This window comes from Clostridium beijerinckii (assembly GCA_003129525.1).
Lineage (GTDB): Bacteria > Bacillota > Clostridia > Clostridiales > Clostridiaceae > Clostridium > Clostridium beijerinckii_D.
Genome location: CP029329.1, coordinates 1,084,624 through 1,101,035 on the forward strand (window position 1 = coordinate 1,084,624; position 16,412 = coordinate 1,101,035).

Annotated in this window: 14 protein-coding genes; 10 read left to right on the forward strand and 4 right to left on the reverse strand. The window is 29.6% G+C overall.

What is annotated here, in order from left to right:
- Positions 1-190 precede the first annotated feature (190 nt).
- The 4 genes from DIC82_04525 (at position 191) to DIC82_04540 (ending at position 2,997) form a co-directional block, all read left to right on the forward strand.
- The gene (locus tag DIC82_04525; GenBank protein AWK50351.1) at positions 191-964 is read left to right on the forward strand and encodes a prolipoprotein diacylglyceryl transferase; all 774 of its coding nucleotides are present in this window, start codon (positions 191-193) and stop codon (positions 962-964) included.
- On the forward strand, positions 951-1,787 hold the full coding sequence (locus tag DIC82_04530) for a hypothetical protein (protein ID AWK50352.1): 837 nt from the start codon (positions 951-953) through the stop codon (positions 1,785-1,787). The genes DIC82_04525 and DIC82_04530 overlap by 14 nt, the downstream gene beginning before the upstream one ends.
- Positions 1,788-1,807: 20 nt before the next feature.
- On the forward strand, positions 1,808-2,647 hold the full coding sequence (locus DIC82_04535) for a sodium:proton antiporter (GenBank protein ID AWK50353.1): 840 nt from the start codon (positions 1,808-1,810) through the stop codon (positions 2,645-2,647).
- A gap of 161 nt (positions 2,648-2,808) precedes the next feature.
- Positions 2,809-2,997 carry a ferredoxin gene (locus DIC82_04540; protein AWK50354.1) on the forward strand — a complete coding sequence of 63 codons (189 nt, stop codon included), beginning with the start codon at positions 2,809-2,811 and terminating at the stop codon, positions 2,995-2,997.
- A gap of 230 nt (positions 2,998-3,227) precedes the next feature.
- On the opposite strand, the gene DIC82_04545 is transcribed toward DIC82_04540, so the two are convergent.
- Entirely contained in the window at positions 3,228-3,434 is a 207-nt protein-coding gene (locus tag DIC82_04545; protein ID AWK50355.1) for a hypothetical protein, read from the reverse strand.
- A gap of 145 nt (positions 3,435-3,579) precedes the next feature.
- Positions 3,580-4,428 carry a fatty acid-binding protein DegV gene (locus tag DIC82_04550; GenBank protein ID AWK50356.1) on the reverse strand — a complete coding sequence of 283 codons (849 nt, stop codon included), beginning with the start codon at positions 4,426-4,428 and terminating at the stop codon, positions 3,580-3,582.
- 360 nt (positions 4,429-4,788) lie between these two features.
- Between DIC82_04550 and DIC82_04555 the strand changes: the two genes are divergently transcribed.
- The 6 genes from DIC82_04555 to DIC82_04580 all read left to right on the forward strand — a co-directional run bounded on the left by DIC82_04555 (position 4,789) and on the right by DIC82_04580 (position 13,134).
- A complete protein-coding gene (locus tag DIC82_04555) occupies positions 4,789-6,900 on the forward strand; it encodes an anaerobic ribonucleoside-triphosphate reductase (protein AWK50357.1) in 2,112 nt (703 codons plus the stop codon).
- Between the two features lie 557 nt (positions 6,901-7,457).
- On the forward strand, positions 7,458-8,624 hold the full coding sequence (gene nifV / locus DIC82_04560) for a homocitrate synthase (protein ID AWK50358.1): 1,167 nt from the start codon (positions 7,458-7,460) through the stop codon (positions 8,622-8,624).
- Positions 8,625-8,642: 18 nt separating this feature from the next.
- Entirely contained in the window at positions 8,643-10,565 is a 1,923-nt protein-coding gene (locus tag DIC82_04565) for an aconitate hydratase (GenBank protein AWK50359.1), read from the forward strand.
- 276 nt (positions 10,566-10,841) lie between these two features.
- On the forward strand, positions 10,842-11,351 hold the full coding sequence (gene nrdG, locus DIC82_04570; protein ID AWK50360.1) for an anaerobic ribonucleoside-triphosphate reductase activating protein: 510 nt from the start codon (positions 10,842-10,844) through the stop codon (positions 11,349-11,351).
- 111 nt (positions 11,352-11,462) lie between these two features.
- A complete protein-coding gene (locus DIC82_04575; protein AWK50361.1) occupies positions 11,463-12,338 on the forward strand; it encodes a galactose mutarotase in 876 nt (291 codons plus the stop codon).
- A 184-nt stretch (positions 12,339-12,522) separates the two neighbouring features.
- The gene (locus DIC82_04580) at positions 12,523-13,134 is read left to right on the forward strand and encodes a DNA-3-methyladenine glycosylase (GenBank protein ID AWK53037.1); all 612 of its coding nucleotides are present in this window, start codon (positions 12,523-12,525) and stop codon (positions 13,132-13,134) included.
- A gap of 249 nt (positions 13,135-13,383) precedes the next feature.
- Here the strand turns inward: DIC82_04580 and DIC82_04585 are convergent, their stop codons facing one another.
- The gene (locus tag DIC82_04585) at positions 13,384-14,469 is read right to left on the reverse strand and encodes an HD family phosphohydrolase (GenBank protein ID AWK50362.1); all 1,086 of its coding nucleotides are present in this window, start codon (positions 14,467-14,469) and stop codon (positions 13,384-13,386) included.
- A 525-nt stretch (positions 14,470-14,994) separates the two neighbouring features.
- Complete coding sequence (locus DIC82_04590; GenBank protein ID AWK50363.1) at positions 14,995-16,389, reverse strand: asparagine--tRNA ligase; 1,395 nt, start codon at positions 16,387-16,389, stop codon at positions 14,995-14,997.
- Positions 16,390-16,412: the final 23 nt, after the last annotated feature.

A 16,412-nucleotide genomic window follows, 5' to 3' on the forward strand; every position in this document is an offset into this window, starting at 1 on the left:
TTGGCGTAAAATTTGCTTCGTTATAGTCCACAAAACATATTGTAACATGTTTAGATTGCTATTTGTTTTTATATCATTTAAGAAAACAAATAAGATTTGCCAAGGATAAGGATAAGTATTATAATTTAAGTATCAAGGAGAAGCAGAAACTAGCTTCTCCTTGATACTTATTTGACGTTTGGAGGGAATAATGAGGATAATATTATTTGAGATATTTGGTATACAAATAAAGGGTTATGGATTAATGATTGCAATTGGTATAATTGTTGCAGCCGCTTTATTTATAAATAAAGGAAAAAAGAAAGGGTTTAATGAAGATCATTTATTAAACTTAATTATTTTTGCAATAATAGGTGGAATGCTTGGAGGTAAAGGATTATTTATAATAACTGAATTTAAGGATATTATAAAAGAACCAAGTATATTATTGAATTTTGGATATGGTTTTGTTATTTATGGAGCTATAGGTGGTGGTGCTTTAGCAATGTACCTATATTGCAAAAAAAAGAATTGGAATATAATTGAGATGCTAGATATGACAGTCCCAGGTCTTGCAATAGCACAAGGTTTTGGAAGAATTGGATGTTTTTTAGCTGGATGTTGCTATGGAGCAGAAACTATATTACCTATAGGTGTAAAGTTTCCTAAAACTTCTCTTGCACCAGCAGGAATAGATGTACACCCAACACAAATTTATTCTTCGATTTTTGATTTTTTATTAGGATTTTTTCTTTTATATTATAGTAAGAAGGAAAGACAGAATGGTAAAGTAGTGGGTATGTATTTAATAATATATAGCATTGGAAGGTTTTTAGTAGAGTTTTTAAGAGATGATCCTAGAGGAAGTGTTGGATTTCTTTCTACATCGCAATTTATTGCAATATTTACTTTAGTGCTTGGGATTATTATTTTTAATAACCACAAGTTTTTTAAAGGAGCGAAGAAAAACATTGAAGAACAATAAATTTTCAATTATAGTTTTAACCACATTATTAACTGCAAGTATGATGCTCTCAGGCTGCACCTTTGTTAATGATTTAGAAGTTAAAATGAATCTTAAAAATCAGCAATTTGAGTATATAAAACAAAATAGAGTAGATAAGATTGTTATACAAAGTGTTAGGGATAGCGGATTTAGATTTGTAGTTAATGATAGTAAAGCAATAGAGGATATTTATAAACTTTTGTCAGAAGGTAGTGAGGTTTCAAAAAAGAGTTCTCTTGATCCAGATTATATTTTTGAGGTCTGCATTGGAGACGAAGTAAATAAGTACCAATATGTAGTTGGAGCTAACGAGCGTAATACAGGTAATTTTTATAATGAAGATAAAGCTTTTTCAGTTTCAAAGAATTTAGAAAATACTATAATGCAAAATCTTTCATTTATAAGAAAACCAAGAAACTTTCAATACATATACTATCAATCAATATTGAAGGTTATTGAAAGCAAAAGGGACATTTTATCTAATGATAATAAGGTTGGAATAGATATAGGCGGAGATGTAGATTGCTTAAAATATATATTTTCTGTGGACTTAGAAGAATTTAAGAAGAATCTAAATGAGGTTTTACCGAATGTTGATTTGGTGAATAATAATTATGAAAACTTTGATACAATAATAAGAGTTAAGAATAGGGGATATAATAGTACAATCTTCAAAACTTTAATAACTGTAGAAAATAAAAAGGATAAATCTTTTGAGAGCTATTATATATTAGCAGAATATAATTATAAGGATTGGGATATTAAGGTAAGCGAACCAAACAAAGTACCACAAGATTGGTGAAGTAAATGGAGGATGAAATAATGAGTTGTGAAAACTGTCAAAGTAAGGATACATGTAAATCTAAGGATGAAGGATGTAAAGAAGAAAGTTTGAAGTTAACACCTAGATATGGAAAGATAAAAAATGTTATAGGTGTTATAAGTGGAAAAGGTGGCGTTGGTAAATCAACGGTTACTGGAATTATGGCAACTATGTTAGCTAAGAAAGGCTATAAGGTAGGGGTTTTAGATGCAGATATTACGGGACCGTCCATGCCAAGGTTTTTTGGTGTTAATAGTAAAAGAGCAACTATAATTCCTTTAGAAAATGATATGGTAAGATTTGAACCTGTAGAAACAGAAAGTGGAATAAAGGTGATTTCTATGAATCTTTTAACCGCAGTAGAAGATGAACCCGTTATTTGGAGAGGTCCTGTGATTACAGGAGTATTAAAGCAAATGTTTATAGAGACTAATTGGGAAGAACTAGACTATTTGCTTATAGATATGCCGCCAGGTACTGGAGATATAGCTTTAACTGTAATGCAAGAGTTTCCAATTAATGAAATTGTAATAGTTTCTACACCACAAGATATGGTATCAATGATTGTTAAGAAAGTTGTTATTATGGCTCAAAAGATAGGCATAAAGATTAAAGGCGTAGTAGAAAATATGGCTTATATAAACTGCCCAGATTGTGATAAAAAAATAAGAGTATTTAGCAGAAAATCTTCAGATGAAAATGCTCAATATCTAGGATTGCCTCTGATAGGAGAACTACCAATTAATATTGAACTTACAGAAGCACTAGAAGAGGGCAAAGCTGAGGAATATGTTAGAGAAAACTCATTGTATTCGTTAATATTTGAAGGATTATATTAAAAAATATTTAGGCATATGAAATAAAATAACTAGAATGTTTAACTTGTTATTTTACTTTATATGCCTTATTTCTAAATTATGATGTTATATATACATAAATTATTATTTCTTAGGAAATAATAAGTTAGTAATTTTATATTATAGAAAGGATTGATTTATTAATGAAGCCAAATGTAGATAAAGATACTTGTATATCATGCGGATTATGTCCATCAATATGTCCAGAATGTTTTGATATGGAGGATGATGGAAAGGCTGGAGCAATAGTTGATGAAGTTCCAGATGATTCAATGGATTCAGCAAAAGAAGCAGAAGAAAGTTGTCCGGTAAATGCAATTTCTATAGAATAATAGAATATGTAAATCTAATTCAAATAGGATTGATAGTTGTATAAAACAAATATCAATCCTATTGTGTATTTATATAGAAATTTATAGATTAAGTGCATAAATGGTATGAAATTTTTACAAGGTTTCATTCCTTATGTTAGAATTAATTAAATAAGGTTTAAAAGGTTTATATATAAAGTATTAGCTAACTTTGAATACTCTGCAATAATCAGAATATTTTGAAATTGTTATTATAAATAGTCAATTATGTTGTAAATATTAGATTTATCATCTTTATTATGATTGGCATTATAATTGGAACTAGATTTACTTAAATTTACCGTGTGATGAGCAATAGAATTAGAAGGTAGATTATTAGATGAAGTAATAAAAATATCGTCATTACTATTAACAATAGTAGCATCTTTATAGGTTGAATCTAATACAAAATCTTTCATATTAAAATAACTCCTTTCTCTATAGAAATATTATTTACAAATAGAGAAAGGAGTATACAGATTAAATACATAAAAAATAACAAGTCAGTATGCAAATCCATTTTATCTGATGTTCTCAAGAATTACAGGCTTTATGTAATATGTCTTAATCTACTTTTTCAACTATAAGCCCAACAAGTCCAGGACCTGTATGAACTCCAAGCGCAGGGCCAATTTCTCCGCCTAAGGTACATTCTATTAGATTTGGAAAATATTTTATTGCATCATATAACATTGCAGCTTTATCAGGAGCATTTCCATCTAGAACCCAAACTTTACATGGACTAGCTTCTAAGTAGGGCTTTAGTAAACTTGCTAAGCGAGATATGGATTGTTTTATTCCTCGAATCTTGCATACAGTATGATATATTCCATCATCACCTACAGTTATAATAGGTTTAAGGTTAAGAGCATCTGCTATTGTGCCAGAAACTTTACCTATTCTACCACCTTTTATTAGATATTCCAATGTATCTATCGTAAAGAATACATCTATTTTGCTTCTAAATATAGGTAGGATATCTACTATTTCATTAAAAGACTTTCCTTCTTTAATTAAATTTGCTGTTTCAATTACCATTGCACCCTCTGACATGGTTAAGGTCATAGAATCAAATACAAAGATTTCAAGCCCAGAAGTATTTTCAGCAGCAAGTCTTGCAGAATTATAAGTTCCTGAAAGACCACTTGATATAGTTATTATAATTACATGAGTATAACCTTCATTTTTTACTTCTTCTAAGGCAGAAGCAAATTTATCTATACTAGGTAATGAAGTTTTAGGAATTTCTTTAGGTAATGCTTCATAAAGCATTTTGGGAGTTATATCTATTCCATCATCATATTCCCTATCAGAAAATATAATTTTAAGCGGTAATATCTTAATATTATTTGCTTTTGCAAAATCAGTATTTAAATCAGAAGCACTATCAGTTATTAATGCTATTTTATCCATCTTAGTTCCTCCTAAAATATAATAATATTTAATTAATTATATCACTATTTGTAAAATATAAGTTTTTTATTAGTTCAAGTATTAACATTAAAACGTAGAAATAATAAAATTTTTATATAAGATATTAAGAAAAAATATGATAAATGTAGTGATAAGCAATGATAAGAGTTGTTTATAATAAGTCAAATATATAAAAGTGACAAAAAATGGCCAAATCGAAAGATAATGAGATGTAAATCATGATAATTAAAATCTAGAGGTTTAAAAATAAAAAAATAGAAGCATTGCTAATGAATACCTAATACAGTATAATAATACGGTAGTGATTACACTATATATTGTGTCATGGAGGGAATAACAATGCTATATGTTGTAAAAAGGGACGGGAGAGAAGTTGAATTTAATTCAGACAAGATAGCCCAAGCCATTAAAGGGTCAGCCGCTGAAATAGGTTTAATTTTAAGAGAAAGCCAAGTATTAGATACTGTACAGAAAGTAATTACATATATTGAATTAGAGCATAGAAAAACAATAACGGTAGAACAAATACAGAATTTTGTAGAGAAATCACTACACGATGAGGGTCATAAAGATATAGCGTTTGCCTATTCAGGATATAGAAAAGAAAGAACAAAGGTTAGAGAAATAAAATCAGATTTAATGAAAGCAATTCGCCAAATTGGTGTTGAGACAGATAGAGATAATGCAAATGTAGGAAATAATTTTAGTTCAAAATTACTTAGAATAGCTTCTGAATCAAATAAGTGGAATACCTTGGCTATAATGCCTAAAAGTTTAGCAAAAGCTCATGAAACAGGAGACTTATATTATCATGATTTAGATAGTTATAATTTAACTGTAAATTGTTTGCATATTCCGACTAGAGAAATGTTGGAAAATGGATTTAATACAGGATATGGAACAATTAATGCTCCTAGAAGAATAGAAACAGCTGCAGAATTATCATGTATTTTATTACAATCAACTCAAAATGACATGTTTGGAGGTCAATCTCACCCAGACTTTGATAATGATATGGCTATATTTGTAAATCCTACTAGGGAAGAGATTAGAAAAGAATTAGAAGAACTAGAAATCCCTGAGGAAAAGATAGAAGATTTACTTGAAAAAAAGGTAAGAAATAAAGTAAAACAAGCTATGCAAGGTGTTGTTTACAATCTTAATACAATGCATTCAAGAGCTGGATCACAAGTTCCATTTAGCTCAATCAATCTTGGATTACCTGAAAGTTCAGATGCTGCACTCGTATGTGAAGTTTTTCTTTTAGAATATGAAAAGGGATTAGGAAAGGGAGAGCAACCAATTTTCCCTAACATAATTTTTAGAGTCAAATCAGGAGTTAACAGAGAAGAAAATGATCCGTATTTTTATTTATATAAATTAGCATGTAGAGTAGCTGCAAAAAGAATGAATCCAACGTTTATGAACATTGATGCAGACTTCAATAAAGAATATTATGATATGGGATATGTTCCAGCAACCATGGGATGTAGAACTTACCTTATGAAAAATATAAATGGCGAACCAGGTTGTAAAGGTAGGGGAAATATAGCACCTACAACTATTAATCTTCCAAGAGTAGGATTGCAAGCCAAAGGGGATATAAATAAATTTTTTGAAATATTAGATTCAAGATTAGAGTTATCAAAGGATTCTCTAATGCATAGATATAATGTGTTAAAAAATCTGAAGGTTAAGGATTTGCCATTTGTTGCAGGGCAAGGACTTATGAAAGGTTCAGAGGGTTTAAAACCTGATGATTCAATAGAACCAATCCTAAAGCAAGGAACATGGGGAATTGGATTTATAGGACTTGCAGAAACACTAGTAGCTTTAACAGGCAAACATCATGGAGAAGATACTGAAGCTAGAGAATTAGGTGTGAAAATTATTGAACACATAAAACAATATACAGATAAAATTACAGAAGAGTATAAATTAAATTGGAGTTGTTATGCTACTCCGGCAGAAGGCCTTTCAGGTAAGTTTATAAAACAAGATCAAAAGATATTTGGAGTAATAAGTGGAGTAACTGATAAAGAATATTATACAAATAGCTTCCATGTACCAGTTTCACATGCGATTTCTATTAAAGATAAAATCAATATTGAGGCTCCATATCACAAGCTTTGCAATGGTGGGCATATAAGTTATATAGAAGTAGATGATTCACCGAATGCAGAAACAGTAATGGATATAATAAATTATGCATATAAGAATACTAATATCAGTTATGTGGGAATTAATTTTCATATAAAATATTGTAGGGATTGCGGAACTTACTTACATGAAAATCAAAGTAGTTGTCCAAAATGCGGAAGCCAAGATATACAAGGAATATCAAGAGTTACCGGATATTTAAGTTTAGACGAAAGATTTGGTGCAGGAAAATACCATGAGAGAGAAGATAGAATATCTCATACAGAAAATCATGGTCATAACTATAACTAAATATCAACTGATATTTAATTATATATAATAGATTTAACTTTATATACAAATGCCTAGGAAAAGATAATTATATGAATAGTTAGTTAATAATGTTCAGTAGTTGGTAATTTGTGATTTTAAATTAGTAATTAAGAAGCTATCTTAAAATAAGAAAATGAATTGGATTCAGTTCAATATATTATTTTAAGATAGCATTTTTATTATTGTTAATCCTCAAAGTTTAATTCATAAACCATATAATATCTTTATTTAAGATTATTAATGAATAGAATTAGTATAAATCGGGGATTAAATAAGTAAACCTATTATAAAAGTTAAAATAATTAAGGTATTGCAATATTTCAAAAAAAACTTGCAATAATATCATTTATTTTAACTTAAATAGGCTGATTTTCGAAGTTACTTGAAGGAGAGGCTCTATTCTATTGCAAAAAACAATGATAAGACTTGTCTAGAGTTGATGAAATATGATATTATAAAGAAAGATTAATAAAATGATATTTTATTAGCTCTTATTAAATATGCAATAAGTTAATAATGTAAGTGGAGGGATTGCAATGGCAATTAGTAATTTGAAAGAAAACAAAAAAGTTACTATAGTAGATACCACTCTTAGAGACGGTGAACAAACCGCAGGAGTTGTTTTTGCTAATCAAGAAAAAATAATGATAGCACAAATGCTAAGTGACTTAGGCGTTGATCAACTAGAAGTAGGAATTCCTACAATGGGTGGGGACGAAAAAAAGGCTATAAAGGAGATCGTAAAAAGAAATTTAAAACCTAGTATCATGGCATGGAATAGAGCTGTAATTGGTGACATAGAACAATCAATAGATTGTGGAGTTGATGCGGTTGCTATATCAATATCAGTTTCTGATATACACATTCAACACAAACTAAAAACATCTAGAGAATGGGTATTAGAAAGCATGGTTAAATCTGTAGAATTTGCAAAGAAAAATGGACTTTATGTATCTGTTAATGGGGAAGATGCATCTAGAGCAGATAAAGATTTCTTAGTTGAATATATTAATGCAGCTAAACAAGCAGGGGCAGATAGATTTAGATATTGTGATACTGTAGGGATTATGGAACCATTTAGAATTAGAGATGATATTAAATATATATATGATAAGACAGGTTTTGATATAGAAATGCATACTCATGATGACTTTGGAATGTCAACAGCTAATGCTGTAGCTGGTATCAAGGGAGGAGCATCACATGTTGGAGTAACTGTAAATGGTCTTGGTGAAAGAGCAGGGAATGCAGCGTTAGAAGAAGTTATAATGGCATTAATGCTTGTTTATGGATATAATGGTGAAGATATAAATACTCAAATGTTCAGAGAAGTATCACAATATGTATCAAGAGCATCAGGAAGAGAACTTCCAATCTGGAAAGCTATTGTTGGAACAAATATGTTTGCACATGAATCAGGAATTCATGCTGATGGAGCAATAAAAGATCCTAAGAATTATGAAGCTTTCGATCCAGAAATAGTTGGTCTTGAAAGACAAATTGTTATAGGAAAGCACTCTGGAAGGGCTTCAATAATAAATAAGTTTAAAGAATATAATAGAGTACTTACAGATGATGAAGCAAAAGGAATATTGGAACTTGTAAGAGCAACATCAGTTAGATTGAAGAGAACTTTATTTGACAAAGAAGTAGTTCAATTATATAAAGAATATCATAGACAATTAGAAGAAAAAAATAAATAGAAATAGGAGGAACACAAATTGGGTGATAATTTAGTTTACAAGATTTTAAAGAGTCATGTGGTTGAAGGTGAATTAAAGGCAGGAGAGCCAATTGCATTAAAGATTGACCAAACGTTAACTCAAGATTCAACAGGAACAATGGCATATCTTCAATTAGAAGCTATGGGAATAGATAGAGTAAAGACTAAAAAATCTGTGGCATTTATAGATCATAATATGTTGCAACAAGGTTTTGAAAATGCAGATGATCATAAGTTTATTCAAACAGTTGCATCTAAATATGGTGTATACTTCTCAAAACCAGGTAATGGAATATGCCATCAAATATTCCTAGAAAGATTCTCAACTCCAGGAGATACATTAATTGGATCTGATAGCCATACACCAACAGCAGGCGGTGTTGGTATGCTTGCTATGGGTGCAGGTGGATTAGACGTTGCTCTTGCTATGGGAGGAGGAGCTTACAACATTAATACTCCAAAGGTAGTAAAGATAGAACTTACTGGAAAGCTAAATAAGATGGTAGCAGCTAAAGATGTTATCTTAGAAGTTTTAAGAATATTAACTGTTAAAGGTGGAGTAGGTAAAGTTTTTGAATATGCTGGTGAAGGCGTTAAAACACTTTCAGTTCCAGAAAGAGCTACTATAACTAATATGGGCGCTGAACTTGGAGCAACAACCTCAATATTCCCAAGTGATGAAAGAACATTAGAATTCTTTAAAGCTCAAGGAAGAGAAGAAAATTGGATAGAATTTAAGCCAGATGCAGATGCAGTATATGATGAAGTAGTAACAATTAATTTAAATGAATTAACTCCACTTACAGCTAAGCCACACAGCCCAGATAATGTAGCTAAGGTTAGTGAAGTTGGTAAGATTAAAGTTGATCAAGTAGTTATAGGAAGCTGTACTAACTCTTCTTATGAAGACTTAATGAAGGTTGCTAAGATATTAAAAGGTAAAAAGGTACATTCAGATGTTAGTTTAGTAATAGGACCTGGATCAAGACAAGTTATGGAGATGATAGCTAGAAATGGTGCGTTAGCAGATATAATCAGCTCAGGAGCAAGAATACTTGAAAATGGTTGTGGACCTTGTATAGGTATGGGTCAATCACCAGGAACTGATGCAATTTCGCTTAGAACTGTTAATAGAAATTTCTATGGTAGAAGTGGAACATTATCAGCACAAATATATATAGTGAGTCCTGAGACTGCGGCAGTTTCAGCTATAAATGGAGTTTTAACTGATCCAACAGAAGTGGATGTAGATTTAACAATAGATATGCCTAAGGAATTCTTAATAGATGATTCGATGATTTTAGCACCAGCACCAACAAATGTTGAAGTTGAAGTTGTTAGAGGACCAAATATTAAACCATTCCCAGTAAGTAAGCCATTAGCTGAAGAACTAGATGGTAAGGTATTAATAAAGGTTGAAGATAATATTACAACCGACCACATTATGCCTTCAAACTCAAAGTTATTACCATTTAGATCAAATATACCTTATCTTGCAGAATTCTGCTTTAATACAGTAGATACAGAATTCCCTAAGAGAGCTAAGGAATTCAATGGTGGATTTATAATTGCTGGAGGAAACTACGGTCAAGGTTCAAGCAGAGAACATGCAGCGCTAGCACCATTATACTTAGGTGTTAAGGCTGTTATAGCTAAATCATTTGCAAGAATCCATAAAGCTAACTTAATAAATAATGGAATAATTCCAATAGAATTTAAGAATGAAGCAGATTATGATAACATTGATTTAATAGATGACTTAAAGATGGAAAATATCCAAGGTGTTTTAGAAACAGGATTAGTTAAAGTGAAGAACTTAACTAAGGGAACTGAATTTGAAGCAACTATTGATTTAACAGAAAAAGAAATTGCAGTTATTAGAGCTGGTGGAAGACTTAACTACGTAAAAGCAAATAGCTAATTTGAAATATAATAATTAAATGAAAAGGTACAGGAGTTCATATATTTTGAATTCTTGTGCTTTTTTTATATTGAAATTTATAATTGGGAAATTATGAGATATTATAATTTGTAAATTTATTTATAATTAAGTTATAATTAATATATAAGAATTTTTTTAGAGTGATAATAGATACGGCATATTGAAAAATAACAAGTCAGCATACTAGTATATTTCGAGTTATTAACTTGTTATTTTATATCATGTGTCTAAATTAGTTAGAAAGAGGTCGTTATTATGGAAAAGACTATAAGACTATCTGGAATAGCATATGAAAGTTTAGTTAATGGACCTGGCATGAGAAGAGTATTTTTTGCTCAAGGATGCAAACATAACTGCAAATCTTGTTTTAATCCTGACACTCATGATTTTTATGGTGGTGAAGAAAAAAATTTAGATGAATTAATAGAAGATACATTAGATAATCCAATTTTAAGAGGAGTTACATTTAGTGGCGGAGATCCATGGGAACAAGCTGATAAATTTGCTTATATGGCAACGGCTTTTAAAGAAAAAGGATTGAATATTTGGAGTTATACAGGATATACTTATGAGCACATTATTGAACATAAAGATGAATATGAAGGTTGGAATGATTTAATAAATAATATAGATGTATTGGTAGATGGAAAATTTGAAGATGATAAACAACAAGATGGACTTAAATTTAGAGGTTCAACAAACCAAAGGATAATAGATGTTAAAGAAAGTATTAGATTGAATAAGGTCATTACAATAGAGTATTAATTTTTATATACTATATTAATTGAAAGTATCTTTAACAAGGTATATAAAAAAATATAATAGCATACTGACTTATTATTTTTTAAATATACCTAATATGGAGGAGGAAATTTTATGATTTATTCTTTAGAAAATTCAAGTATTAAAATTACAGCAAGTACTCATGGGGGAGAAATACATTCCATAACAAGTAAAGTTGATGGAACTGAATATTTATGGGATGGAAATCCTGAGTATTGGAAGTATCATGCACCAATATTATTTCCTATAGTGGGAAAGGTTTTAGACTCAAAGTATAGAGTTGATGGAAAAACATATGAATTGCCCCAACATGGATTAGCTAGAACTTCTGAGTTTAAATTGATTTCAAAAACAGATAGTGAAGTAACATTTGAATTAAATTTCTCAGAAGAATCTTTAAAAGTATATCCATATAAGTTTTCATTGAGAGCTTGTTATACCTTAGAAAATAACACTGTTAATGTTAAATATAGTGTTAAGAATTTAGATGACAAGATAATATATTTTTCAATAGGAACACATCCTGCATTTATGTGTCCTATCAATCAAATTGGGAAATTAGAAGATTGTTATCTTGAATTTAGTGAAAAAGAGATAAGTAATAGAAATGTTCTTACTAAAGAAGGATATCTGTCTCATAATGAGAGTGAATGTTTAAATTCAACAGATAGTATTATGTTATCAAAGGAATTATTTAAAGATGATGCATTAGTTTTTAATAATTTAAAATCTGATAAAATAACAATAAAATCAAAAAACAGTAACAAAGCTTTAACTATAGACTTTAATGGTTTTCCTTACATGGGAATTTGGGCACCAAAAGATGGAGCACCATTTGTATGCATAGAACCTTGGTTTGGTCATGCGGATTATGAAGATTTTAATGGTGAATTCAGTGAAAAAGAAGGTGTAATTTCATTAGAAGTAGAGCAAGAATTTAGTTGCACCTATAAAATCACTACTATTTAAAACTAATTTAGTATCATTATGCTTATAATTTTTAGTATATTTGAAATAATAAAATTATAGATTAATCCACAGAAATATGAATTGAAATTATATATCTGTGGATTATTTATGATAGCTTGTGGATATAATTAAAGATTTAATGAAATATTATTTTTAATATGTCTAAGAAGGGAGAGTCTAAATGTTGATTTTAGGAAAAGAATTTTATAAGCAGGGAGCATTAATTTTAGCTAAAGAACTTTTGGGAAAAACTCTTGTGAGAAATATTGATAATGTAATTTTGAAAGGAAAAATCGTTGAAACAGAAGCATATATAGGAGAAATAGATAAGGCATCTCATGCTTATAATGGCAAAAGGACTGAAAGAACAGAGCCATTATTTAGAGAAGGTGGCATTGCATATGTATACTTTATTTATGGGAAATATCATTGCTTTAATGTTATAAGTGGACTTGAAAATAAGGGTGAGGGAGTTTTGATAAGAGCACTAGAGCCATTAAATGAATTTGATTACCTTGCCAAAAGAAGATTTAATCAAAATTATGAGGAATTATCAGAAGCTAAGAAAAAATCAATTACAAATGGCCCTTCAAAATTATGTATGGCGTTTTCAATAGATAAATCGGAAAATTATATGAAGCTTTATGAAAAAGGGAACTTTTATATAGATTATGAGGAGCAGGAAAAGTTTGAAATAGTTGAAACTAAGAGAATTGGTATTGATTATGCAGAAGAAGCCATAGACTTTCCTTGGAGATTTTATATAAAAGGTAATAAATATATATCTAAAAAATAGGCAAGATATATTTGTGAATATAGAATTGCTTAAGGTGAAAATGTTTGTATGGTATCAAGCGTTGATATCAGTATTGCAGATGCCATAAGAAGATACAATTAATATTAAAACCACAAAGAGAGCACATATTATTAAAAATCATGTGCTCTTTTTATATATGAAGATTAAGTATTATTTACTTAACTATAGCCATTAATTTTAATTTCAGAAGTTATATTGAAACCCGTACAATATAAGATGTTTAACTTTTTATAGTTCATATCTTATACTTGTTATAACTATTGAAATTTCATCTATTAAATTAATTTCTTTGTTAATTGTATCAGTTTTAGAGCTTTTAATGACTTTTACAATAGGTCTTAGTGGAAAGTTAGGTAGAGTTTCCTGAACCACAGCTATATCACCATTACTAAGATCAACTAAAGTTCCTTTAGAAAAAGGAATTACTATTTTACAAAAAGTATTAACTATATCATAATCAAACATCTTACCTGCATTAGACATTAAATACTCTAAAACATCACTTGGAAACATTGCTTTCTTATTAGGTCTACCTGTTGATAACTCATCATAAGCATTAGCAATGCTTACAATTTTGCTTAAGGTATTGATTTCATCATTAATTAATGCGTTAGGATAACCCAAGCCATCAGGCCTTTCATGATGTTGCAATGCTATTATTTTACTATTAGCACTTAAGTTATAAGAGTCTGATAGATATTTGTAGCCGAGATTTGAATGCTGTTGTAGTATTGAAACTTCTTCTAATGTTAGTTCTTCTTCTTTCATTAGGAGTTCTTTGGGAATAAATGATTTTCCAACATCATGAAGCAAAGCTCCTGTGGAAAGATGTTGCAATTGCCTCTTAGGTAACTTTAAAGCAATACCAAGAACAAGTGATATTACAGCAACATTTACAGAATGAGAATAAACATAATTATCCAGACTTCTTATATCTACTAATGAAAGTAGTACACTTTTGTTGTTTAGTATATTTTCAATTAAATTTTCTGCCATATTTTCAATGTTGTTAAAATATACAGATTCCTTTTTTGAAAATTTATCAGCAACAGTAAGTCTACTTATATTTGAAAAAGCTTCTTTTATTGTTAAAATTGACTTTTGTCTTAACTCAGGTTTAATAATATCTTCTATTTCTTCAGAACTATATTCATCAATTATATATATTGATAAGATATTTATTTCTTTTATTTTAGATATAATTCCTTTGCTTAGAATTACACCAGATCTTACTAATATTCTGCCTTCAATGTCATATAAAGTTTTACCGATAATTGTATTTGGCTTTACACATTCAATTGGAACTAATCTCATAGTTATCTTCTCCTCAAGCATTTGGTTTTAAATAATACAAGTTACAACATAATTCGCTGGTAATATATTTCACATAAGAATAGTATATCAGTAAAATTAGTCTATTTATAGTATTATAGGGAAAATATATTATTATTTATATAATATATTGTCAAATTATAGATTTAATGTTATGAATTTGGGAAGTGTTAACTTGAGATATAGCTCTGATTTAAGTGAACTTCTATTTAGGTGTGAAGTTCCATGAAACTTATAGAAAATAGATTGAATTGCTAGATTTTTATTCATAAAAGTAGCAGATGATATTTCATTACTATTTATTATGTAAGTATAAATAGTAAAAAAATATCATCTGCTATTAGGCATGTAAAAGAATATAACAAGTCAAAACATGTGATGTAGATTTTACATCAGACAAGCTGATATGTTTACCTAATAAAGCCTTATTAAGTAAACGTGCCTATGAAGTATGTTTACTTAATAGACTAGTATACTGAATTGTTATTTTTTCAAATGCATCTTATATTAAAATTCTGATGTTCCAGGAGTTCTAGGGAATGGTATTACGTCTCTGATATTTGTCATGCCAGTTATGTACATGATTAATCTCTCAAAACCTAAACCAAAGCCAGCGTGTTTAGTTTCTCCATACTTTCTTAGTTCTAAGTACCACCAGTAATCTTCTTCGTTTAATCCTAATTCAGCCATTCTGCCCTTTAAGACATCTAATCTTTCTTCTCTTTGACTACCACCTATTATTTCTCCGATTCCTGGGACTAAAAGGTCAGTAGCTGCAACTGTTTTGTTATCATCATTAATTCTCATGTAGAATGCTTTTATTTCTTTAGGATAATCTGTTACAAAAAGAGGCTTTTTAAAGTGCTCTTCAGTAAGATATCTTTCATGTTCTGTTTGTAAATCAATGCCCCAAGCTACATCATAATCAAATTTATTGCCACATTTTTCTAAGATTTCAACAGCTTCTGTATAAGTAACTTTAGCGAAGTCTGATGAAACTACATGATTTAATCTCTCTAATAATCCTTTATCAACAAATGAGTTAAAGAATTCCATTTCTTCAGGACATTCATCTATAACATATTGTATAACATACTTAAGCATGCTTTCTGCAAGTTCCATATCGTCTTGTAAATCTGCAAAAGCAATTTCAGGTTCAATCATCCAAAATTCAGCGGCATGTCTTGTTGTATTAGAATTTTCAGCTCTAAAAGTTGGACCAAAAGTATAGATGTTTCTGAAGGCTAAAGCAAAACACTCACCATTTAATTGACCAGAAACAGTGAGATTAGTCTCTTTTCCAAAGAAATCTTTGCTATAATCTATATTTCCATCTTCAGTTAATGGTGGATTTTTAGGATCAAGAGTTGTTACTCTAAACATTTCTCCAGCACCTTCAGCATCACTACCAGTTATTATAGGAGTGTGTGCGTATACGAAGTTTTGTTCTTGGAAGAACTTATGTATAGCAAAGGCAGCAACAGAACGTACTCTAAAAGTTGCTGAAAAAGCATTAGTTCTAGGTCTTAAATGAGCTATTGTTCTTAAATACTCGAAAGTATGTCTTTTCTTTTGAAGAGGATAATCAGAGTTTGACATTCCTTCAACAATAACTTCTTTTGCTTGAATTTCAAAAGGTTGTTTTGCATCAGGTGTAGCAACTAATACACCTATAACTGAAATTGAAGAATTGATAGGTAATTTCGATATTTCTTTAAAATTACCTAATTTATCATCAAAAACTATTTGGATATTTTTAAAGAAAGAACCATCATTAACTTCTATAAAACCAAAAGCATTAGATGCTCTTAAAGTTCTTATCCAACCTGATATTGTTATTTCCTTTGATAAAAAATTATCAGTATTTCTATAAAGGCTTCTAATTAAAATTGATTTTGCCATATCATATGACCTCCATTTTATAA

What these genes read in the sequence shown, in the direction of transcription:
- DIC82_04525 (AWK50351.1), top strand. Translation starts at nt 191, where the DNA reads ATGAGGATAATATTATTTGAGATATTTGGTATACAAATAAAGGGTTAT.
- DIC82_04535 (AWK50353.1), top strand. Translation starts at nt 1,808, where the DNA reads ATGAGTTGTGAAAACTGTCAAAGTAAGGATACATGTAAATCTAAGGAT.
- DIC82_04540 (AWK50354.1), top strand. Translation starts at nt 2,809, where the DNA reads ATGAAGCCAAATGTAGATAAAGATACTTGTATATCATGCGGATTATGT.
- DIC82_04545 (AWK50355.1), bottom strand. Translation starts at nt 3,434, where the DNA reads ATGAAAGATTTTGTATTAGATTCAACCTATAAAGATGCTACTATTGTT.
- DIC82_04550 (AWK50356.1), bottom strand. Translation starts at nt 4,428, where the DNA reads ATGGATAAAATAGCATTAATAACTGATAGTGCTTCTGATTTAAATACT.
- DIC82_04555 (AWK50357.1), top strand. Translation starts at nt 4,789, where the DNA reads ATGCTATATGTTGTAAAAAGGGACGGGAGAGAAGTTGAATTTAATTCA.
- nifV (AWK50358.1), top strand. Translation starts at nt 7,458, where the DNA reads ATGGCAATTAGTAATTTGAAAGAAAACAAAAAAGTTACTATAGTAGAT.
- nrdG (AWK50360.1), top strand. Translation starts at nt 10,842, where the DNA reads ATGGAAAAGACTATAAGACTATCTGGAATAGCATATGAAAGTTTAGTT.
- DIC82_04575 (AWK50361.1), top strand. Translation starts at nt 11,463, where the DNA reads ATGATTTATTCTTTAGAAAATTCAAGTATTAAAATTACAGCAAGTACT.
- DIC82_04585 (AWK50362.1), bottom strand. Translation starts at nt 14,469, where the DNA reads ATGAGATTAGTTCCAATTGAATGTGTAAAGCCAAATACAATTATCGGT.
- DIC82_04590 (AWK50363.1), bottom strand. Translation starts at nt 16,389, where the DNA reads ATGGCAAAATCAATTTTAATTAGAAGCCTTTATAGAAATACTGATAAT.